Source organism: Actinomycetospora sp. 2LY8.5, from assembly GCF_057180585.1.
In genome coordinates, this window is the sequence record NZ_JBXUHE010000004.1 from 362,955 (window position 1) to 384,562 (window position 21,608).

The window sequence follows — 21,608 nt, forward strand, 5'->3', positions numbered from 1 at the left end:
GGCACGGCAAAGCTCCCGTAGTTAGACTGAATGGAGCAACGGGTCCTACGATGGGCTGCGTGGGCGAGAGCGACGCGGAGCCGGACACGCGGATGGACGTGCGCGTCGACGGCTCGGGCATCGTGCGACTGCGCTGGCAGCCGGGGCTGCAGATCACCGAAGAGCTGGCCCGGTCCGCCATGCGGGCGGTCACCGAGCTCACCGACGGGCGGCTGCTCCCCCTCTACGTCGACATGACGGGCACGGCCTCGATCACCCGCGAGGCCCGCAGGACCTTCACCCGGTTCACGGGCGCGACGCGCCTCGCGCTGGTCGGTCGCTCCGCCGTGGACAAGGTCCTGGCCAACTTCGCGCTCAGCGTCAGCGCGCAGCCGGTACCCACGAGGTTCTTCACCTCCGAGACCGCGGCCGTGAGATGGCTGTGCGATGACCTCGCCGCGGCCTGAGCGGGGCGAGAGGCGCATCGATCCCGAGCGCTTCGAGCGCCTCGTCGACTTCGTGTTCGAGCTCGCGTCCGGGCAGCTGGACGCCCGGCTCGAGTCGTCCGCGGAGGCGGACGAGATCGACGCGGTCGTGGTGGGCCTGAACATGCTGGCCGAGGAGCTCCAGGCACTCACCAACGACCTCGAGGCGCGCGTCGCCCAGCGGACCAGCCAGCTCGCCAACGCCCGCGAGGCCCTCGAGCGCCTCGCGCTCTACGACCCGCTCACGGGCCTGGCCAACCGCACCCTGCTCGCCGAGCGCATCGGGCAGGCGATGGCGCGCGCCGACCGCGGCGCCACCCCGCCCTCCGTCCTCGTGCTCGACCTCGATGGCTTCAAGGCCGTCAACGACAGCTTCGGCCACGTCGTCGGCGACCATCTCCTGGTGGCCGTGGCCGAGCGGCTGCGCGGTGTGGTCCGCGAGGGAGACACCGTGGCCCGGCTCGGGGGCGACGAGTTCGCGATCGTCGTGCAGGACGCCGACCCGGAGCAGGTCCTCGAGGTCGCCGACCGCGTCCAGGCCAGCATGTCCACTCCCGTCCGGGCCGGGGACCAGTCGTGCTGGGTCGCCGCGAGCATCGGCGTGCGCTTCGGCACCCGGGGCCAGGCCGCCGAGGTGTTCCTGCGCGACGCCGACACCGCCATGTACGCCGTCAAGGCGCGGATGCGCGGCGGCGTGAGCGTGTTCGAGCCCTCGATGCACCAGGCCGCGCTGTCCCGGATGCAGCTCGCCGACGAGCTGCGCACGGCCCTCGCGACCCGCCAGCTGAACGTCCACTACCAACCGATCATCGACGTGGCGACCGGCGCCACGGCGGGCGTCGAGGCCCTCGTGCGCTGGAACCACCCCGAGCGCGGCGCGCTCTCCCCCGAGGTGTTCATCTCCGTCGCCGAGGACACCGGGCTGGTCGCGGCGGTGGACCACTACGTCCTGGAGGAGGCGGTCGCGCAGGTCGCCCGGTGGCGGGCCACCGTCCTGCACGGCCGGGACTTCGCGGTGCACGTGAACATGTCCCCGATCGAGTTGCGGGCGCCCCACTTCGCCGACGGCGTCATCGCCTGCCTGGAGCGCCACGGCGTCCGCGCCGGCGACGTGACGGTGGAGATCACCGAGAACCAGCTGCTCGGCGAGGACCTCCCCACCATGCAGACGATGGAGACGCTGCGGCGGGCGGGGATCGGGGTCGCCATCGACGACTTCGGCACCGGCACGTCGTCGCTCGGCTACATCCGCCGCTCGTTCGTCGACACGATCAAGATCGACCGCTCCCTCGTCCAGGGGCTCGACGTGGTCCCCCGCCAGCACCGTGTCACGGCGGCGATCCTCGCCGTGATCGACGCGTTCGACCTCGCGGCCGTCGCCGAGGGGGTGGAGACGCCGGGTGAGGCGGAGGGGCTGCGGGCACTGGGCTGCTCCTCCGCGCAGGGGTACCTGTGGAGCCGTCCGCTCCCGGCGGACGGGATCACCGAGCGCCTCGCCGCCGAGGTGGGCGGGGCGCTCGCCCCGGTCGGCGGCGCGGACCTGCGAGTGGTGCCCAGGGCCCGGACCGGTCAGGCGGACCGCTCGGAGCCGAACGGGACCTGAGGACCGGCCCGGAACGGCTCCCCGCTGCGCCGCCGTCCCTCGAGGGCGTCGAGGCCCTGTCGCGCCTGCGCGAGCGACGCCGTCATCTGCACCGCCAGGCGGTCGAAGACGACGCGCACGATGTCGGCGATCGCCGCCTCCTGCGCGGGGTCGGGCTCGCGGGCCCGGAACGCGACGGCCTCCGCCTCGGGGTCGGGAGGCAGCGCCGGCTCGGCGAGCCCGTGGCGGTCGGCGAGGTAGTCCAGGCGCACCCCGTGCTGCGCCTCGACCCGCTGCGCGAGGGCCCGGGTCGCCGCGAAGAACGCGTCGCCACTGGCCTGCAGCGCGACCAGCAGCCAGTGACGCACGAGCGGGTCGGGGTGGCGGTGCGCGAGGGTCGCGAACGCGGCCGCGCTCGCGCGCTGGACCTCGCTGTGCGCGCTGCGACAGTAGTGCTCCAGGGTCTCGCTCGCCGTGAGCGCGAGGTGCTCGTCCATCCCGAGGGCGGCCCAGTCACGCAGGAAGAGCTCCTGGTGGCCACCGAGGGCCGCGGTCCAGCGGTTGACGGCCCGCTCCTCGGGGCTCGACGGCCACGGGTAGCCGACGGCGTTCACGGTGAGGTCGCGGTAGCCCAGACAGTCGGGCGCCCAGAAGGCCGCGACGCGGCGCAGCTTGTCGAGCGGGTCGCCGTCGGCGGCCATCCACGCCAGCAGTGGATGTTTCGCCGCCGCCCGTCGCCGGTCGTCGAGCAGGCACTCGATCCGCCGCGTGCCGTCCGACGGCTCGGGCTCGGGTCCCGGCGCCGCGGGGACCGGAGGCGCGGACCGCGGGGTCGGCGGCGGGTCGGGCAGGGGCGGGTCGGGCGGGGGTGGGGAGACGTGGAGCCCGTCGCGGGCCACCGGCAGCAGGAGGTCGCTCTCTCGCTCCGCGAGGTCGAACAGGCCGTCGACGAGCGAGAGAGCCGCGGTCCGCCGCGCCGGGTCGAGCACGGCCTCGTCGAACAGTTCCTCGCCGTCGATCAGGGTGCCGAGCTCGCGCTCGAGGTGGAAGGGACCGAAGTAGCGGTACTCCTGACCGGTCCGGCGGGTCAACGCCGAGGCCGACCGCGCCGTCGCCGCGAACATCACGTGGCCCCACGACTCGATGGACTCCATCAGCGCGAAGCGCAGCAGCGGGTCGGGGTTCTCGACGATCGCCCGCAGCATCCACTGCCCGTCCCGGCGGATCGGCTCGGTCCACGGCGACGCGTGATACCAGGCGAGCGTCTCGCCCGGGGTCCAACCCAGCCGCTCGTCGAGCCCGAGCAGGCGCCAGTCCTCGACGAACAGCGCCGAGTGCTGCTCGTCCTCGAGGGTGTGGTGGTTGATCGCCCGGCGCAGGCCGTCGCTCGCGTCCGGGTAGCGCAGGAACCACCGGTTCATGTCGGTGAAGCCCATGATGAACGGGGCGAGCACCGCGGCGAAGTCGAAGTGCGTGATCGAGGGCGCCTCGGTGGCGATCCACGTGTAGAGCGGGTGCGTCGCGATCCGGCTCGTGCGCTCCTCGATCCGTTCCCGCACGGCCTTCACGCTGCGACCCCCTCGACCTCGAGCGTCCGCAGCTCCCGCCCGAACGGACGGAAGCTGACGATGTCGGGGACCCGGCGACGGGCTCGCATGTGCGGGTAGCGGGTGAGCAGCGTCCGGTAGAAGACCTGGCCCTCCAGCCGGGCCAGCGCCTGACCCATGCAGGAGAACGGGCCGATGGTGAAGCCGACCTGCTTGTTGGCCCGGGGGCGGGACAGGTCGACGACGTCAGGAGCCGGGAACGCGTCGGGGTCGCGGTTGGCCGCCGCGAGCACGAGCACCAGCGTGTCGCCGGCGGGGATCGTGCGGTCACGGATCGTCAGATCACGCAGCGCCATGCGGCGGACCGACGCGACGGCCCCGTGGAAACGCATCATCTCGTCGAACGCGTTCGGGATCAGCGAGAAATCGGCCGCGAGACGCGCGCGCTCACCCGGATTGTCGAGGAGAATCTGCAGTCCGTTGCACAATTGATTGGCCGTCGTGTGGTAGCCGACCACCAGGAACATGATGACCTGCGCGGCCACGTAACGGTCCGGGAAGTGCTCCCCCGTCGGATCGGCCCGGAAGAAGGCGCTGATCAGATCCTCGCCCGGGTCCGCGCGGCGCTCCCGCAGAATCGGTAGCAGGAAGTCCGCGAGCGCGGTCATCCCGTGCTGGCACCCGAACAACTGGTCACGCTCGCCCATCTCGAGCAATTGCGATATCTCGTTGGAGCACTCCAGGTACCAGGCCACGGTCTCGCGGTCGGCCGGCAGGCCGAGGATCTCCGACATCAGCGTCATGGCGAGCGGGTGCGCCACGTCGTTGACGACGTCCATCGTGCCGCCGACGACGGCCGCCGCGAGCAGTCCGTCGAGGATGCGCTGGACACGGGCCTCCTGCGCCTCCACGCGGCCCGGCGTGAAGTACTTCTTCAGCAGCGAGGTGAAGGTGCGGTGCGCCTCCGGGTCGACCCGGTTGCCCCAGGACGTGAAGATCTCGTGGAGCGGTCGGAGGGCCTCCCGGTCGGCCGCGGTCAGGTCGTCGAGGCGCTTCATCTCCTCGACCACCGAGAGCCGGGGATCCCGCAGCGCGGCGGTCACGTCGGCGTAGGAGGTGAGTACCCACGAGCGGAGCTGCTTGCTGAAGAAGACCGGGGCCTCGCGTCGCAACCGGTCGAGGACCGGATGCGGATCGGGGAAGAGCTCGGGCGACAGCAGATCGATGTCCGAGAAATCGGCGGTGATGGACACGGTGCGCTCCCCACGACATGACGCGGGCCGCGGTGGTGACCGCGACGCGTGCCGGAGACGACGTATCGACAGCGAGCACGAGCATGCCAGCAGGACGCTTCGCGGAGGAGAAGGAACGAACGCGGACGATGGGGTGTAATCCACCGAACGTCCCTGGCGGCCGTCGGGTGATGGACCTCGACGCTCCGTCAGGGATCTCGGCCGACCGGTGTCACGACCTCATCTCGATCCGGACCCTGACGAGGGCACCGCCTCCCGACCGGTCACCGTCGGCACCACTTATCATGATCGCCGTGTCCGAACCCGTGCGTGTCCCCGAGCAGACCGCCGTGCCCGATCTCGAGGTGCGCTACCCCGACGAGCAGCTCGCCACCCGGATGGGCATCGAGATCACGTCCTGGGACGCCGACCGGGTCGTGGGCACCATGCCCGTCGCCGGGAACCGCCAGCCTTTCGGGCTCCTCCACGGCGGCGCCAACGGTGTCCTCGCCGAGACCCTCGGCTCCACCGCCGCCGCCCTCCACGGGCTGCCCGAGCGGATGCCCGTGGGCCTCGAGCTCTCCTGCACGCATCACCGTTCGGCGCTGGACGGGACCGTCACGGGCGTCTGCACACCGCTGTCGGTCGGGCGCACGATCGGCACGTTCGAGATCGTCATCACCGACGACGAGGACCGCCGCGTCTGCACCGCGAAGCTCAGCTGCGTCTACCGCCACCGCCCGCCGGGGTCGACCAGCTGACCCGCGCATGGTGATCAACGTGGACTTCGCGCGCATAGAAGCAGCGAACACCACGTTCGCTGCAGAACCCCGAGGCGCCGGTTAGCTCACGCCCAGGTAGGCGTCCTGGATCGTCGGGTCGGCGAGGAGCTCCGCGCCGGTGCCGGAGCGGGTGACCTCGCCGGTCTCGAGCACGTAGGCCTCCTGCGCGAGCCCGAGCGCCTGGGTGGCGTTCTGCTCCACCAGCAGGACCGTCGTGCCCTGGGAGTTGATCTCCTGGATCACTCGGAAGATCTGGGCGATGAACTGCGGCGCGAGGCCCATCGAGGGCTCGTCGAGCAGCAGTAGGCGCGGCTTCGCCATGAGCGCCCGGCCGATGGCGAGCATCTGCTGCTCGCCGCCCGACAGCGTGCCCCCGGTCTGCGACCGGCGCTCGGACAGGCGCGGGAAGAGCTCGTAGACGCGTTCCAGGTCGGCGGCGAACTCCGGGCTGCGCCGGTCCTTGCGCACGTAGGCGCCCATGTCGATGTTCTCGGCGACCGTCATGCCCGGGAAGATCCCGCGGCCCTCGGGCACCTGGGAGATGCCCTTGACCACCCGGAGATCCGCCCGGACCTTCGTGAGGTCCTCGCCGTCGAAGCGCATCGCCCCGGACTGCAGACCCAGGATCCCCGAGATCGCCTTCATCGTCGTGGTCTTGCCGGCACCGTTGGCGCCGATGAGGGCGACGATCTGGCCCTCCTCGACACGCAGGCTGATGCCCCGCAGCGCCTGGATACGGCCGTACGCGACGTTGACGTCGTCGAGTTCGAGCAGGCTCACGACGGCTCCTCCCCCGTGCCCGCGGTGGCCTCCTCGTCGACGGCACCACCGAGGTAGGCCGAGATCACGGCCGGGTCCCGGCGGACGTCGTCGGGGAGCCCGTCGGCGATCTTGCGACCGAAGTCGAGCACCACGAGCCGGTCGGTGACGCCGAGGACGACACGCATGTCGTGCTCCACGATCACCACCGTGTACCCGTCGTCGCGGATCTTGAGGATGAGCTCGGACAGCGCGTCCTTCTCGGTCGCCGAGAAGCCGGCCGCGGGCTCGTCGAGGCAGAGCACCTTCGGCTCGGTGGCCAGGGCCCGCGCGATCTCGAGCCGGCGCTGGTCGCCGTAGGGCAACGCCGTCGCCTTGTCCGCCGCGCGGTGCGCGATCCCGACGAACTCGAGCAGCGCCATCGCCCTGTCCACGCCCTCGCGCTCCTCGCGGCCGTGGCGCGGGAGGCGCAGCAGCGCACCCGGGATCGACGTCCGGTGCCGCGCGTCGGTGCCGACCACCACGTTCTCCAGAGCGGTCATCGCCCCGAAGAGCCGGATGTTCTGGAACGTGCGCGCGATGCCGGTCTGGATGATCCGGTAGCGCTTCATCGTCGCGAGCGAGTTGCCCTCGAGCCGGATGTCGCCCTCCGTCGGCCGGTAGACCCCGGTCATGATGTTGAAGCACGTGGTCTTGCCGGCACCGTTGGGCCCGATCAGACCCAGGATCTCGCCGCGCCTGACGTCGAAGGACACGTTGTCGAGCGCGGTCAGACCACCGAAGCGGACCGTCAACCCGTCCACCGCCAGCAGCGTCTCGCCCATGCCGACCGCGATCTCGCGGTCCGGCGCGACCGTGCCCGACACCTCGGCCTCGTGCTCGGCACGGGCGGCCGCGTCCATGTGCTCGAGGTCGGTGAGCAGACCTTCCCGCGTCGGCTCCCCGATACGAGTGGTCGAGCTCCGCTCCCCTCTCGGCGTGCTCCCCTCATCGTCTCCCGCGGTCATTCGCCACCCCCTCGCGGTGAGGTGCCCGCGTGGTCGTCGGGTGTGGTCTCGGGCAGGTCGCCCTGCGCCCTGGTCGAGGGTGTCATCCCGGTCGGGCCGACACCGGTGCGTTTCCCGAAGAGCTTCTGGTACGCCTCGCGCCCGTAGGCGAGCAGGTGCTGGCGCATCCCGAGCAGGCCCTGGGGCCGGAAGGCCATGAGCACCATGAGGGCGACGCCGAACACCAGGAAGCGGTACTGCGGCTCGAACTGGAAGCGGTCGGGGATGTAGGACACGAGGAACGCGCCGACGATGACGCCGACCTTGTTCCCCGCACCCCCGAGCACGACCGCGGCGAGATAGAGGATCGACGTCGCGACGTCGAAGCGCTGATTGTTGACGTACCCGACCTGCGCCGCGAACAGGGCACCCGACAGGCCGCCCACCGCGGCGCCGATGGCGAACGCCCAGATCTTGAAGCGGTAGGTCGGCACGCCGGTCAGCTCGGCGGCGTCCTCGTCCTCGCGCACCGCGATCCACGCCCGACCGACCCGGGAGCGTTCCAGGTTCCCCATCAGCATCAGCACGATGACGATCAGACAGACCGCCAACCAGTAGAAGCCGAGGACGTCGGTCTGGGTGAACACCGGCGAGCCGTCGGGGTAGCTGGCCTCCGGGCGGGCGATGTTCTGGAAGCCCCGGTTGCCGCGCAGCGGGTCGATGTTGTCCGCGAGGAGCCGGACGATCTCGCCGAAGCCCAGCGTCACGATCGCGAGGTAGTCGCCGCGCAGTCGCAGCGTCGGCGTCCCCAGGATGACCCCGGAGATCATCGTGACCAGCATGGCGATCGGGACGATCACCAGCCACGGGTAGCGCACCCCGAGGATCGAGTCCGGGCTCGAGAGCAGCGCCGTCGTGTAGGCGCCGATCGCGAAGAAGCCGACGTACCCGAGGTCGAGCAGGCCCGCCTGCCCGATCACCACGTTGAGGCCGATGGCGATCAGCGCGAGCACCGCCGCGTTGAACAGCGCGATCGGGAAGTCGGTGGCCGGCTCCGTCGTGATGATCGGCGGGTTGAGCACCGGCAGCCAGAGCAGGAAGACCACGACCGGGATCAGCAGACCCCACTGCTGTACGCGGCTGCGGGCGTTCCAGAACGTCGAGACCTGCGACATGCGCTCTCTCATCGACGGTCGCGCTCCCACAGGCTTCGTGTCCGTCATGCCCGCGACCTCGCCAACGACTCGCCGAGGATGCCCGTCGGCCGGAACATCAGCACGACCACCAGCAGCACGAAGGCCACGATGTCACGCCAGTCGCCGCCGAACAGGCTCTGTCCGTAGTTCTCGGCCACGCCGAGGATCAGGCCGCCCAGCAGCGCGCCCCGCAGGTTGCCGATCCCGCCGAGGACCGCGGCGGTGAACGCCTTGATGCCGAGCAGGAAGCCGCCGTTGTAGACCGCGCCCTGCGGGATGGTCATCAGGTAGAAGAGCCCGGCCGCGCCGGCGAGCACCCCGCCGACCATGAACGTGATCGTGATGACGCGCTCCCGGTTGACGCCCATGAGCGTCGCGGTGTTCGGGTCCTGGGCCACGGCACGGATGCCACGACCCAACCGGGTGCGGTTCACGAAGGTGTCCGCGACGAAGAACATCGCGAGCGAGGCCACGAAGATGATGATCTGCAGGTTCGTCACCGGCGCGCCGAAGATCGTGAACACCGGCGACGGCGGGAGCAGCCGGATCGTGCCCTCGGGGTTGGAGCCCCGCCAGATGCGGATGAGCTGCTGCAGCACGAACGACGCACCGATGGCGGTGATCAGGAACGCGAGGCGCGGCGCGTTGCGCCGCCGCAGTGGTCGATAGGCCGTGCGTTCCAACAGGATCGCGGCGAGGCCCGACACGGCCATGCCGACCAGCCCGGCGACGATCAGGTCGACGATGATGAACCCGAGCGGCAGGTTGGGGATCGCGCCGGGCTCGAAGCCGAACGCCAGGAACGTCAGGTACACCCCGAACACCCCGAGGATGAAGATCTCGGAGTGCGCGAAGTTGATCAGCTGGAGCACGCCGTAGACCAGCGTGTACCCCAGCGCGACCAGCGCGTAGATGCTGCCGTAGGCCAGACCGTTCACCGTGTTCGCCCAGAACCGGTCGATCAGCAGACCGACGTCGAAATGGATCCAGGGCTCGGTGCTCGCGGCCAACGGCGCCGCGTGTGCGAGTACCGCGAAGGACGAGATGACGCGCTCCCCGGGGCGTCGGGCGCCCGCAGGGGCGCAGGGGGTTCGAGTGGTGTCGCGGGATGGTGCCAGGCGGTCACGTCGGCGTCACCGACAGCGTCACCGACAGCCGCCGGCCGCGCCCCTCCGCGGCGATGCGGAGTGGACGCGGCCGGCGGTAGGAGATCAGATCTGGCTGTCGGTGACGATCTGGTTGCCCTGCACCCGGTACATGTAGACTGGGGTCTGGGTGAGCTCACCGGTCGGGCTCCACTGGAATCGCTTGGTGAGGCCCTGGCCGTTGTAGCTGCGCACGAAGTTCAGCAGCGCAGCACGGTCCGCCGCACCACGGTCGATGCCCTGGAGCAGGATCGTGGTGGCGTCGTACCCCTCGGCCGAGTAGGTCTGCGGCGGGACGCCGAAGGCCTGCTGGTAGGCGTTGGTGAAGTCGGTGAAGCCCTCCTGCGGCACGCACGGGCAGGACAGCAGGGAACCGTCGGCGGCGCCGGCCGCGTTGACGACGAACTGCTCGTCCTTCACACCGTCCGGGCCGATGAACGGGGTCTGCACACCGGCGTCACGCAGCTGCTGGACCAGCGGCGAGGCTTCCTGGTAGTAGCCCGAGTAGAAGATCGCCTGCGGGTTGGCCTGCTGGACCTGGCCGATGACCGCGGAGAACTCGCGCTGGTTGGTGCGGACATCCGCCTGGCAGGAGGCTGCCGGGCCGAGCGCCTGCGTGACCTGCTGGGCGAGCCCGATGCCGTAGTCGGAGTCGTCCTTGATGACGCAGACGCTCTGGGCGTTGAGCCGCTGCTGGATGTAACGCGCGATCGCCGGACCCTGGACCGCGTCGTTGCCGAGGCCCCGGAAGAAGTTCGTCCAGCCGTTCGTGGACAGCGCCGGGTTGGTGGCCGACGGGGTGATGTTCACCAGGCCGGCGGCGTTGAGGGCCGGGCCGACCGCGCGCGACTCGCCGGAGAACGGCAGGCCCACGATGCCGAGCACCTGCGGGTTGTTGATCACGGCCGTGACCGGGCCGACCGCGGTGTCCGGCGTGCCGCCGGTGTCCGCGCGCACCAGGGTGACCTGGCAGTTCGGGTTGGCCGCGTTGTGCTGGTCGACCGCGAGCTGCACCGCGTTGACGATCGCGATGCCGAGCGCCGCGTTCTGCCCGGCGATCGTGCCGGTGTAGGCGATCGACGTGCCGGGAGCGCAGCGCCCCTGCCCGTCACCGGCCGGGAGAACCGCATCGGTGGGCTGGCTCGGCGCACCCGCCGCCGGACCACCGCCCTGCTGCTGCCCGCCCCCCTGGTTGGCGCAGCCGCTCAGGACCAGCGCCACCGCAGCCACGAGCGCACCCGCGGCCGCGAGCCGTCGTCGGTACACGTCCACCTCCGTCACCTGCCGTCAGGAATTCACGTCGGGTCCGCGTGATCGCTCGCCCGGTCGGGTGTGGAAGGTATAGGCGTGTGAGCCCGCTCGCGCAAGCGCCTGCGCCGCCGTATTCGGACCGTAACGCCCGAGGTCGTGCGGAGATCCGTCCGAGAACGTCGAAGATCCGCCGATCGGCTCAGTCGGCCGGGCCGAGGACGGTCCAGCCGCCGCCCTGCACGCGGTACACCGTGACCGCGTCGGTGCTGACGTCGCCGAAGCGGTCGAACGACAGCGGGCCGGTGATCCCGTCGCCGTGGAAGCCCTGCACCGACCGGACGACCTCCGGGCGCAGCGCCGGGCTCCAGTCGCCGTCCTCGCCCAGCGTGCGGACGGTGGAGTCGACAAGGACGTTCGTCGCGTCGAAGGTCGACGCCCCGTACGAACCGATGCTCTCGGGATAGCCCGCCTGCCGGTACGCCTCGACGAACTCCCGTGCGGCCGGCAGCGTCTCGGGCGGCGGCCCGACCGACGTGCCGAGATCGCCCTCGCGCCCGCCGGCCGTGACGTAACCCGGGTTCACGATGCCGTCACCGCCGACCACCGGCACGGACAGGCCGCCCGCGGCGAGCGCGGCCGACAGCGGCCCGCCCTCGGGGTACTCGCCGCCGTAGAAGACCGCCTCCGGCCGGGCGGCCGTCACCCGGGAGACGACCGCGGCGCGGCCCGTTCCCGGCGCCGCGGTCACCCGGGCGACGACCTGCCCGCCCTCGGTCGCGAGCTGCTTGGCGAACTCGTCGGCGATGCCCTCGCCGTAGGTCTTGCCGTCCGAGACGACGGCGACGCGGCGCTTGTTCTCGGTGCGCGTGAGATAGCTCGCCGCGGCGGGGCCCTGCACGCCGTCGGTGGCCACGGTGCGGAAGAACGTCTGGTACTGCCGCAGCGGCGCGGTGACGGCGTTGGCGCCGCGGGTCAGCGACGTCGCGGTGCTGCCCGGGGAGATCTGGACGATCCCCGCGTCGCTCAGCACCGGCTGCACGGCCTGGGCGACCGACGAGTTGAAGGGCCCGAGCACGCCGATCAGCGAGGGGTCGCGCGCCAGGGTCGCGGCCGCGGCGGCGCCGGTCGCCGGGTCGGCGCGGTCGTCCTGGCTCTGCACCGCGAGGTGGTAGCCGGGGACGGCGCACCGGGCGTTGGCCTGGGTGACGGCGAGGTCGGCGGAGTTCTTCATGCCGAGCCCGACCGACGAGAGCTCGCCGGAGAGCGGGGCCACGAGACCGACGACGAGCGTCCCGCGGCTGGTGTCGCAGTCGCCGCCGTCGCCCGACGACCCGCCCGCTCCCCCGCAGGCCGCGAGCACCATGGTGAGCGCCGCGAGGGCCGCGACCGTCCCGCTCCGACGAAGCCGTCGCACTCGTCCGACCTCCTGGCGTGTCCCACCGTGCTCGTGGCGTGGCGGGTGCCCACGGTAGGTCACGGCCGAGTGAGAGCCGCGCAGGGGACGGCAGAAACGCGTCCGTCCTGGTCAGCGACCCGGAGGCGCGTGGGTGAGCGTGTAGCGCCCGTTCAGGTGATGCACGCTGCGTAGCGTTCAGCCGAAGGTCTCGACCACGGCGTCGGCGACGGCCCGCATGGTCGTGCGGCGGTCCATGGCGGTGCGCTGGATCCAGCGGAAGGCGTCGGGCTCCGACATCTTCTTCTTCGCCATGAGCAGGCCCTTGGCGCGCTCGACCGCCTTGCGGGTCTCGAGCCGCTCGGTGAGCCCGGCGACCTCCTCCTCGAGCGCCGCGACCTCGGCGTAGCGCGAGGCGGCCAGCTCGATGGCCGGCACCACGTCGGTCTTGGAGAACGGCTTGATCAGGTAGGCCATCGCGCCGGCGTCGCGCGCGGACTCGACGAGCTCGCGCTGGCTGAACGCGGTGAGCATGACGACCGGCGCGAGCCGCTCCCCCGCGATCGTGCGCGCGGCCTCGAGCCCGTCGGTGCCGGGCATCTTGATGTCCATCATGATCAGGTTCGGCCGGAGCTCGCGGGCGAGGCGCACGGCCTCCTCGCCGTCGCCGGCCTCGCCGACGACCTCGTAGCCCTCCTCGCGCAGCATCTCGACGAGGTCGAGGCGGATCAGCGCCTCGTCCTCGGCGACCACCACGCGCAGACCGGCGGGGGTCTCGGTCTCCGGAGTGCTCTCGGGCTCGGTGATGGTGTCGGCCGGCTGACTCATGAGCGGCTCCTCCTCGGGTGGTCCGGGTGCGGAGCACCCCGGACCTCACGCCTCGTTGCGCCGTCCCTCGTCGGGCCGCCCCGGTGAGACCTCGGGAAGAACGGCCGACCCACCCTCCGGGAAGACCGTCGGAGCAGGCCGTTTCGATTCAGGAGAGTACCCGGCCGACCACGTTCTCCCGACGGTGACGCTGGCTACGCGGCCCGGTCGTCACGCGCGCCGGGTCACGTTCCACGGGGTGCCCCCGGTGGGACTCGAACCCACACTGGATGGATTTTGAGGCCATGGTCTCTGCCGATTGGACTACGGGGGCGGGCCTACCGGTGTCGTCGATGAAGGTCGACCTGCGGCATCGGCGACTCGCAGCATAGACGGCCGGTGATCGCTCCTCACCGGTGTGTCCCGCTACACGAGAGTGTCGGACCCACGACCGGATCACCCTGCGCGGTGGACGCGGTTGCGGCCGGCGTTCTTCGCCGCGTAGAGCGCGCGGTCGGCCTCGCTGAGCAGGGCCTCGCCGTCGCCGGCGTGCTCGGGCAGGCCGGCCACGCCGAACGAGGCCGTGAGCAGCTGCTTGTCGCCGCGCCGGAAGTCCTCCTCGACGCGGACCCGCAGGCGCTCCGCCAGCGCCGTGGCCTCGTCGGGGCGGGCGCGCGGGACGAGGACGGCGAACTCCTCGCCGCCCCAGCGGTAGGCGACCTCGCCGTCGTGCACGGCCGAGCGCAGGATGCCCGCGACCTGCTGGAGCACGACGTCGCCCTGCTGGTGGCCGTAGCGGTCGTTGAGCTCCTTGAAGTGGTCGAGGTCCAGGATGATCACCGACATCGGCGACGAGGACCGCTTGGCGTCGGCCACCGCCCGTTCCAGGTCCACACCGAGCCGGCGGCGGTTGGCGAGCTGGGTCAACGGGTCGAACTCCGAGAGCCGCTCGGTGGCGGCGTGCAGGCGGCTGGCCTCGATGGCCGAACCGGCCAGGGTCGCGAGCATCTCCACCGACGAGAGCCGTTGCCCGTCGACCTCGCCGTCGGGCGAGTCCCAGCACTCGACGACCCCGATCACCCGGGCACCGACGACCATCGGCACCGCGACCGCCGGGTCCTCCCCCGCGCCGGGATCCCCGCGCGAAATCTGCCCGTACCGCGCCGAGCGCCCGACCACCCCCACGGCGAGGGGGCAGTCCTCCTCCATCGGGGAGACCGTCCCGCGGTCGGAGTCGTGCGCCAGCTCGAGGGCCGTGCCGTCGTCGAGCAGCAACCAGAGCAGCACGCGCCCGTCGGTGACCGCGACGGCGGCCTGGACGGTGGCGTCGATGACGTAGCGGGTGTTGAGGCTGCCCGCGATCTCGCGGGTCATGATCAGGATGGTGCGCAGCCGGTCGGTCCGCACCTGGAGGCGCTCGGCCTGCGCCGCCGTCTCGTCTTGCTGGGCGCGCAGGGCCACGGTCATCTCGGCGAGACCGTCGCGCAGGGCGACCAGCTCGGCGGAACCCGCCACCGGCTCCGGGGGCGTCAGGCGACCCTCGCCGATGCCCCGGACCGAGGCGAGCAGCCCGTCCACGGGCGCGACGACGTGCTCGAGGAGCCGTCGCCGGGCCCGCAACGCCACCACCAGGGCCGCCGCCGCCACGAGGGCGGTCACGACGATGAGCGACCGCTGGATCAGGCGCACGGCAGCGTCCTGGCCCTCGATCTCCGCGAGGAGGACGGTCCGCGCGGCGGCGCTCGCCGCGCGGTAGTCGCGCATGAGCTCGTCGCCCCGCGCGACGAACTCGGGGATGCGATCGGGCGGCACGGCGCGCACCTGGCCGACCCAGCCGGCCTGCCATTCGCGCTGCGCCGTGACCAGGTCGAGGACCCGTGGGAAGACTCCCGGCAGGTTCAGGGTCGCGAGCATCGCCCCCTCGGCCGCGGCGATCTCGGGCGCCCGGACGGCGGCCTGCGCGACGAAGTAGGGATCCCGCGTCGCGAGATAGGCGCGCAGGAGCGAGTCGGTGCCCATCACCGCGTCCTGGGAGTCCTCCAGTGCGAGGAGACCCGTGCGCAGGTCGTTGCTCTCGGGGATGGTCACGAGGGCGGCCCAGGACAGCCGACCCACGGAGATCACGACGACCACGAGGGCCGCGATCGCGACCACGGCGCCGAGACGCTGCACCTCGGTGACCAAGCGCAGCGGAGGCGCCACGTCCTTCCTCCAGGGGCTCGCGGCCTGCCGGGGCACACGACCGAGAGCCCGCGTGCTCACCGGCTGTCGCCCCCCAACGACGGGTCGACGCTACCGCTGCTCGGCCGTCCGGTCGACGTCATCGCCGTCAGGCTCGCGCAGCGTGACCACCGATCACCGGTGACGCCGCTCGCGACTGCACGCCGTGAGCGCCTCCAGCAGCGGGGCGAGGCGGCGGCCCTCCGCGGAGAGCGCGTACTCGGTACGGGGCGGGCGGGTGTCGAGCACCCGCCGGTCGATGAGCCCCGCGTCCTCGAGGTCGGCCAGGCGCGCCGCGAGCGTCGCGGGCGGCACCTGACCGAGAGCCTGCTCGAACTCCGAGAACCGGACCGCACCGAGGTGCGCGGCGTAGAGCACCGAGAGCGACCAGCGCCGCTCCAGCAGTGCCGTCAGCGCGCGCACCTCGGGCGGTACCGGCTCCCGCGAGCACATGTCAGGCGGCCACCTCGAGCGCGGCCGGGTCGGTCGCCGGCTCCAACGCCACCGAGAGGACCTCGGTCAGCGTCATCGACGGGTGGAACTCCAGCTGCGCGGCCACGTCGGCGGGGACGTCCTCGAGGTCGGCGCGGTTGCGCTCCGGGACGACGATCTGGGTCAGGCCCGCCGCGTGCGCGGCCAGCACCTTCTGCTTCACCCCGCCGATGGGCAGGACCCGGCCCTGCAGGGTCAGCTCCCCCGTCATCGCGACGGTGTGCCGCACGGGGCGGCCCGTCAGCAGTGAGACCAGGGCCGTCGCCATCGTGACGCCGGCCGACGGTCCGTCCTTCGGGATCGCGCCCGCGGGGACGTGCACGTGGAACGACCGTCCCGTGAACGCGTCCTCGGCGATGCCCAGCTCCGCGGCGTGCGAGCGCACCCACGACAGGGCAATCCGGGCCGACTCCTTCATGACGTCGCCGAGCTGGCCGGTGAGGACCAGGCCCGAGGCGCCCATTCCCGGATCCGAATCAGAGAGCGCGGCGGCCTCGACGAACAGGACGTCGCCGCCTGCGCCGGTCACGGCCATGCCGGTCGCGACGCCGGGGACCGCGGTCCGCTCGACGGCCTCGGTGAAGACCCGCTGCCGTCCGAGGTGCTTGCGCACCACGTCGGTGTCGACGACGACGGGATCCGAGCCGGACGCGATCTCCGTCGCGATCTTGCGCGTCAGCTTGCCCAGCTCGCGGTCGAGCTGGCGGACGCCGGACTCGCGGGTGTACTCCGACACCACGAGGCGCAGCGCCGACTCGTCGGCGGTCACGTCGCCGTCGACACCGCCCGTGAGGCCGGCCCCGGTGATCTGCCGCGGCAGCAGGTGGTCCCGCGCGATCGCGACCTTCTCCTCGACGGTGTAGCCGTCGAAGGAGATGACCTCCATGCGGTCGAGCAACGGGCCCGGGATCGTGTCGAGCTGGTTGGCCGTCGCCAGGAACACCACCTGCGACAGGTCGATCTCGACGTCGAGGTAGTGATCCCGGAAGGCGTGGTTCTGCGCCGGGTCCAGCACCTCGAGCAGCGCCGCGGACGGGTCACCGCGCCAGTCGGCGCCGACCTTGTCCACCTCGTCGAGCAGGATCACCGGGTTCATCGTGCCCGCGTCCCGCAGGGCCCGCACCAGCCGGCCGGGCAAGGCACCGACGTAGGTCCGGCGGTGACCGCGGATCTCGGCCTCGTCCCGGACGCCGCCGAGCGACATCCGGACGAACCTGCGGCCCATCGCGCGGGCGACCGACTCGCCGATCGACGTCTTGCCGGTGCCCGGGGGCCCGACCAGCGTCAGGATCGTGCCTGGGCCAGAAGAAGACCCGAGCTTGTCGTCGGAGACGCCACGGTCACGCCGCAGCTTGCGGACGGCCAGGTTCTCGACGATGCGGTCCTTCACGTCCTCGAGTCCGGTGTGGTCGGCGTCGAGCACCGTCCGGGCCGCGACCGGGTCGAGCTGCTCCTCGGAGTGCTCCGACCACGGCAGCGCCAGCAACCAGTCGAGGTAGGTCCGGATCATGGACGACTCGCCGGACTGCTCCCCCGAGCGCTCGAGACGGGCGAGCTCGCGCTCGGCCTGCTCGCGCACGTGGTCGGGCATGCCGGCCTCGGCGATCTTCGCGCCGTAGTCCTCGCCGGTCGCGCCGGCGTCGGCGTCGCCTAGCTCCTTGCGAATCGCCTCCAGCTGGCGGCGCAGCACGTACTCACGCTGCTGCTTCGCCGCGCCGGACTCGACGTCCTCGCGCAGCGACTTGCGCACCTGCAGCTCCGCGAGCCGTTCGCGCTGCAGGCGCAGGGCCAGCTCGAGGCGCTCGCGGACGTCGAGCGTCCCCAGCAGGGACACCTTCTCCTCGTAGGGAATCTCGGGCGCCCAGCCGGCCGTGTCGGCCAGCGCGCCCGGCTCGTCGATACCGCGCAGGAAGGCGGCACCGCGGCCGTCGTCGCCGCGCAGCTCGAGGACCTCCTCGACCACCGCGCGGTACGTGCTCTCCAGCTCGCGGGTCCGCCCGTCGCGCTCCGTGGCGTCCGGGTGGGCCGTCACGTCGACGCGCAGGCGGCCCTCGTCGTCGGTCCGCCCCGACCCCGCCCGGCCGCGGCTGACACCGGTCAGCTGGACGGCGGTCACGCCACCCGGCAGGCGCGTGCGCTCACTGACGTCGGCGACCGTGCCGACTCCTGCGAACGTCCCCTCGTGCCGCGGCACGAGCAGGACCTGCTCGCCCGCCTCGACGGGCCCGACCTCCGCGGCCGGGATCACCACGGTCATGCCCGGGAAGACCACGTTGTCGTCGACGGGGACCAGCAACAGCTCGGTCATCTCGTCACCCCATCACTCGTGCTTGATAGCAGCTACAAGTGTTGAAGCAACTCTGGTATTCCGCGGCATGGTCGGCTCAGTCCTCGGGGGCGGTCACGTCCAGGCGGGTGACGATGACCGGTCCGTCGCGCAGCAGACCGTGACCGGGGTGCTGTCGCGGGCTCAGCGGCCGTGGTGGCTGTGCGCCAGGTACGCACGGCGCTCCTGTTCGCTCTCGCCACCCCAGATGCCGTACGGCTCGTTCACACGCCGGGCCCAGGCGCGGCAGGGCTCCTGCACGGGGCAACCGGCGCAGATGCGCGCGGCCTCCGCCACGCGCCGGCTGCGCCCGGGGTCACGTTCGCCGTCGGGATGGAAGAACAGCTCCGAGTTCATGCCGCGACAGGCGGCGTGGCGCTGCCAGTCCCAGTGATCGGTGATCGCCCACGGGAGCCGGGACACATCAGCCATTGATGCACACCTCCTACCGACTGTCGTACACCCCGTCGGCGTGCGTCGGTGTGAGATCCCCGTCTCCCCGGTCGAGCAGGCAGTGCTGGGGACGGCTGCTCCCCACCCGCGCGGTCAGGCGGCCGTCACCAACGGCGCCGGCTCCGCCTCCGCGGTCCACGGCCGACCGGAGCGGTCCTTGCCGGCGCCGGACAGACCGTGGGACACGGCCTGCGACCAGCGGAACGGGCGCCACCGGTCGAGCGGGACCTCGAGGCGGTCGGCGACCGCGACGAGCGCGGCCGGGTTGTGGGTCAGCCCGCAGTGACTGCCCGGGACCACGACGTTCTCGCACAGGTCGCCGTCGTCCTGTCGGCAGCCCTCGCCGTGCAGGAGACCGTCGAACGGTGAGTATACGGCGATCGACCGTACGGGCACCGGCCGGCGGATCAGGTCGATCACGGCCTCGGTGTCGGCGGAGAAGCCCCAGTGCCGCTCGGCGGCGCGGAACGCGCCGTTGACGCGGGTCTCCTCGGCCTCGGCGCGCCACGGCGAGCCGAGGCAGACGATCCGCTCGACGGCATCGGGACGGAGGTGCGCCAGCCACCGGGCCATGAGGCCGCCCAGGCTCCACCCCACGATCGCCACCGGGCGACCGTGGCGGGCGTGCAGCTCGTCGAGCCGGTCGACGACCCCGTCGAGGATCGCGTCGGTGAAGCCGTGGTTGAGCCCCAGCGTCCAGCGGTGGGTGTGGAAGCCGCGGCTGCGCAGGTGGGCGCGCAAGGCGGCGGTGGTGATGTCGCTGGTGAGGAACCCGGGGACCACGAGCACGGGCCGGCCCTCGCCACGTCCGCCACGCGGCAGGACGTGACGCACCGTGTGCCAGGTGACCGTCTCGACCGAGGCGCGCACCAGGTCCGTGGCCGTGAGCCACCAGGACGGGAACGGGAGGGACGAGGCCGAAGGGTCGACCGTCGTGTCGGCGGGGGTCCGCCCGATGGCGGTGGGCGTGGCGTCCATGACGGCCACCTCCTCGCCCGGTCACGCTCCGCTGCGCACCGGCAGTCCTGAGCTACCCCTCGGTCGTCGGCGCCAACCGCACGCCCCCGGACGATCCGGTCGAGTGGGGCCCGATCGTGAGCCGAGCGGCCGGTCGTCGCACCGCACGGCCCGTCCACCTCTCCGAGGTCACGGCATCACCCGCTGTGATGACAGCGCCCTTGCGCCTGCTGGCCGTACCGACGACGCTGAGTGTCCGAAGTCGTACTCAGGGTCGGGGGACCGCACATGGAGCAGGCGTTCGAGATCGCCTACGACCCCGTGCGCACGCGTGTCGAGGTTCGTCGCCACGGAACGGCGGTGGGATTCGTCGAGTACGGCCTGCGCGCCGACGCCGCGGTCCTCGCGTTCACCCAGCTCGACGGCGCCGACGAGGACGCCGTGGCCGCCCTGTTCGACGGGGCCCTGGCCCTCCTGCGCCACCGTGGCTACCGGATCGTCCCGCTGTGCCCGCTCGTGCGCGGCTTCCTCCAGGAGCACCCCGACCGGCAGGTCGGGGTCGACACCCGTTTCCTCGACCCGCCGGCCGTCCGACCCGTGGCATGAGGTCGGCGTGAGCGCTCAGAAGTAGGCGCGGGTCACGAGGTCGGCCACGCAGGCCGGTTTCTCCGAACCCTCGACCTCGATCGTCACGCGGGTGACCAGCTGGAGCCCGCCGTCGCCGACGTCGGTGGCGTCGACGAGCGTCGAGCGCGCCCGGACCCGCGTGCCGGAGCGCACCGCGGACGGGAACCGGACGCGTTCCAGCCCGTAGTTCAGGCCCATCCGGGTGCCCTCGACCCGGCGCAGCCCGTCGAGCAGCAGCGGTACGAGCGACAGCGTCAGGAACCCGTGGGCCACGGTCGCGCCGAACGGACCTGCGGCGGCGCGCTCCGGGTCGATGTGGATCCACTGGTGGTCGCCGGTGACGTCGGCGAAGCCGTCGATCCGGTCCTGGCCGATCTCCAGCCACTCCCCCGGCCCGAGCTCGCGGCCCAGCGACGCGAGGAGCTCCTCGCGCCCGTGCAAGGTCTCCATGGCCCGGAAGCTACAACGGCGGCGACAACCGCGCGGCCCGGATCGCGTCGGCGAGGGACGTCGGCGCGCGGCCGAGCAGGTTCTCCAGCGCCGGGCTGTCGGTCTCGAGCTCGCCCTGCGCGGTGGAGGTCTCGAGCGCGGTGACGAACCGGGCGGTGTCGTCGTCCGCCCCCGCCCCGCGCAGGAGGTCGGTGAACGCCTCGGGCGTGAGATCGCGGTAGGAGACCTCGGTGCCGGTGACCTCGGTGATCGTCGCGGCCAGATCGGCCATCGAGAAGGCGGGCCCGCCGAGCTCCCAGTAGCCCTGCTGGTCGACGATGTCGCCGACGAGCAGAGACACGGCGGCCTCGGCGTAGTCGGCGCGCGTCGCGGCGGACACCCGCCCGTCCCCGGCGGCGCCGACGATCTCGCCGCGCGCGAGGTACTCGTCGAGGCGGCCGGTGTAGTTCTCCGTGTACCAGCCGTTGCGGGCGACGGCGAACGGCAGCCCCGAGGCCTGCAGCACGTCCTCGCTGCCGGCGTGCTCGGGCGCCAGGACCAGCTCGGTCTCGTCGGCGTGCAGCACGCTCGTGTAGACGACGAAGCCGACGTCGGCGGCGTCCGCCGCCCGCAGGACGTTCGTGTGCTGCTCGACGCGGTTGCCGACGGTCGGGCTCGACACGAGCAGGAGCCGCTCGATGCCCTCGAGCGCCGCGTCGAGGGTCTCCGGCCGGTCGTAGTCGGCCTCGCGCACGCTGACGCCCAGGTCGGCGAGGTCGCCGGCCTTGTCGGGGCGGCGGACGAGCGCGAACACGTTGCGGGCCGGGACTCCGCGGCGCAGCAGGGCGTCGACCGCGAGGCGTCCGAGGTGGCCGGAGGCGCCGGTGACGGCGTAGGTGGCGGTGGGGAGGACGGGTGGTGCGGTCATGGCCCACAGGTGCCCGCGGCGGATCACGTCGG

The 21,608-nt window shown here is 72.2% G+C and carries 20 protein-coding genes and 1 tRNA gene; 4 read left to right on the forward strand and 17 right to left on the reverse strand.

The annotated features are described in order from the left end of the window. The first annotated feature begins 59 nt into the window (after positions 1-59). Positions 60-446, forward strand: coding sequence for a DUF7793 family protein (locus tag AC2A1K_RS08110; protein ID WP_483895796.1), 387 nt, complete (start codon positions 60-62; stop codon positions 444-446). Beyond that, on the forward strand, positions 427-2,067 hold the full coding sequence (locus tag AC2A1K_RS08115; RefSeq protein WP_483895797.1) for a putative bifunctional diguanylate cyclase/phosphodiesterase: 1,641 nt from the start codon (positions 427-429) through the stop codon (positions 2,065-2,067). Before AC2A1K_RS08110 ends, AC2A1K_RS08115 begins: the two co-directional genes overlap by 20 nt. Here AC2A1K_RS08115 and AC2A1K_RS08120 read toward each other — a convergent pair. After that, the gene (locus tag AC2A1K_RS08120; RefSeq protein WP_483895798.1) at positions 2,034-3,605 is read right to left on the reverse strand and encodes a hypothetical protein; all 1,572 of its coding nucleotides are present in this window, start codon (positions 3,603-3,605) and stop codon (positions 2,034-2,036) included. The two genes, AC2A1K_RS08115 and AC2A1K_RS08120, sit on opposite strands and share 34 nt — an antisense overlap. Before the next feature lie 5 nt (positions 3,606-3,610). Next, positions 3,611-4,846, reverse strand: coding sequence for a cytochrome P450 (locus tag AC2A1K_RS08125; protein WP_483895799.1), 1,236 nt, complete (start codon positions 4,844-4,846; stop codon positions 3,611-3,613). A 284-nt stretch (positions 4,847-5,130) separates the two neighbouring features. Between AC2A1K_RS08125 and AC2A1K_RS08130 the strand changes: the two genes are divergently transcribed. Beyond that, complete coding sequence (locus AC2A1K_RS08130) at positions 5,131-5,586, forward strand: PaaI family thioesterase (protein WP_483895800.1); 456 nt, start codon at positions 5,131-5,133, stop codon at positions 5,584-5,586. 81 nt (positions 5,587-5,667) lie between these two features. Here AC2A1K_RS08130 and AC2A1K_RS08135 read toward each other — a convergent pair whose 3' ends face one another. From AC2A1K_RS08135 to AC2A1K_RS08195, 13 genes are all read right to left on the reverse strand, one after another. Then, positions 5,668-6,387, reverse strand: a complete 720-nt coding sequence (locus AC2A1K_RS08135) for an ABC transporter ATP-binding protein (protein WP_483895801.1) — start codon at positions 6,385-6,387, stop codon at positions 5,668-5,670. Next, positions 6,384-7,268: an ABC transporter ATP-binding protein gene (locus tag AC2A1K_RS08140; RefSeq protein ID WP_483895872.1), complete on the reverse strand. Its 885-nt coding sequence runs from the start codon at positions 7,266-7,268 to the stop codon at positions 6,384-6,386. Before AC2A1K_RS08140 ends, AC2A1K_RS08135 begins: the two co-directional genes overlap by 4 nt. 101 nt (positions 7,269-7,369) lie before the next feature. After that, positions 7,370-8,527: a branched-chain amino acid ABC transporter permease gene (locus AC2A1K_RS08145; RefSeq protein WP_483895802.1), complete on the reverse strand. Its 1,158-nt coding sequence runs from the start codon at positions 8,525-8,527 to the stop codon at positions 7,370-7,372. Positions 8,528-8,571: 44 nt separating this feature from the next. Further along, positions 8,572-9,558, reverse strand: coding sequence for a branched-chain amino acid ABC transporter permease (locus AC2A1K_RS08150; RefSeq protein WP_483895803.1), 987 nt, complete (start codon positions 9,556-9,558; stop codon positions 8,572-8,574). A 201-nt stretch (positions 9,559-9,759) separates the two neighbouring features. Further along, positions 9,760-10,965, reverse strand: coding sequence for a branched-chain amino acid ABC transporter substrate-binding protein (locus AC2A1K_RS08155; protein ID WP_483895804.1), 1,206 nt, complete (start codon positions 10,963-10,965; stop codon positions 9,760-9,762). A 178-nt stretch (positions 10,966-11,143) separates the two neighbouring features. Continuing rightward, positions 11,144-12,358: a branched-chain amino acid ABC transporter substrate-binding protein gene (locus AC2A1K_RS08160; protein WP_483895805.1), complete on the reverse strand. Its 1,215-nt coding sequence runs from the start codon at positions 12,356-12,358 to the stop codon at positions 11,144-11,146. Between the two features lie 177 nt (positions 12,359-12,535). Then, positions 12,536-13,165: an ANTAR domain-containing response regulator gene (locus AC2A1K_RS08165; RefSeq protein WP_483895806.1), complete on the reverse strand. Its 630-nt coding sequence runs from the start codon at positions 13,163-13,165 to the stop codon at positions 12,536-12,538. Between the two features lie 239 nt (positions 13,166-13,404). Next, a tRNA-Leu gene (locus tag AC2A1K_RS08170) sits at positions 13,405-13,478 on the reverse strand. 122 nt (positions 13,479-13,600) lie between these two features. Continuing rightward, positions 13,601-15,346 (reverse strand): GGDEF domain-containing protein, encoded by a 1,746-nt coding sequence (locus AC2A1K_RS08175; RefSeq protein ID WP_483895807.1) that lies wholly within the window; start codon positions 15,344-15,346, stop codon positions 13,601-13,603. A gap of 153 nt (positions 15,347-15,499) precedes the next feature. Continuing rightward, positions 15,500-15,817 carry a winged helix-turn-helix transcriptional regulator gene (locus tag AC2A1K_RS08180; protein WP_483895808.1) on the reverse strand — a complete coding sequence of 106 codons (318 nt, stop codon included), beginning with the start codon at positions 15,815-15,817 and terminating at the stop codon, positions 15,500-15,502. Between the two features lies 1 nt (position 15,818). Beyond that, positions 15,819-18,164 (reverse strand): endopeptidase La, encoded by a 2,346-nt coding sequence (gene lon, locus AC2A1K_RS08185; protein WP_483895809.1) that lies wholly within the window; start codon positions 18,162-18,164, stop codon positions 15,819-15,821. 162 nt (positions 18,165-18,326) lie between these two features. Further along, positions 18,327-18,614, reverse strand: coding sequence for a WhiB family transcriptional regulator (locus AC2A1K_RS08190; protein WP_483895810.1), 288 nt, complete (start codon positions 18,612-18,614; stop codon positions 18,327-18,329). 114 nt (positions 18,615-18,728) lie between these two features. Beyond that, complete coding sequence (locus AC2A1K_RS08195) at positions 18,729-19,613, reverse strand: esterase/lipase family protein (RefSeq protein ID WP_483895811.1); 885 nt, start codon at positions 19,611-19,613, stop codon at positions 18,729-18,731. Between the two features lie 267 nt (positions 19,614-19,880). On the opposite strand from AC2A1K_RS08195, the gene AC2A1K_RS08200 reads away from it, so the two are divergent. Next, a complete protein-coding gene (locus AC2A1K_RS08200) occupies positions 19,881-20,198 on the forward strand; it encodes a GNAT family N-acetyltransferase (RefSeq protein WP_483895812.1) in 318 nt (105 codons plus the stop codon). Between the two features lie 15 nt (positions 20,199-20,213). On the opposite strand, the gene AC2A1K_RS08205 is transcribed toward AC2A1K_RS08200, so the two are convergent. Further along, a complete protein-coding gene (locus tag AC2A1K_RS08205; protein ID WP_483895813.1) occupies positions 20,214-20,669 on the reverse strand; it encodes a MaoC family dehydratase in 456 nt (151 codons plus the stop codon). A 10-nt stretch (positions 20,670-20,679) separates the two neighbouring features. Next, on the reverse strand, positions 20,680-21,576 hold the full coding sequence (locus tag AC2A1K_RS08210; RefSeq protein WP_483895814.1) for an SDR family oxidoreductase: 897 nt from the start codon (positions 21,574-21,576) through the stop codon (positions 20,680-20,682). Between the last annotated feature and the right edge of the window lie 32 nt (positions 21,577-21,608).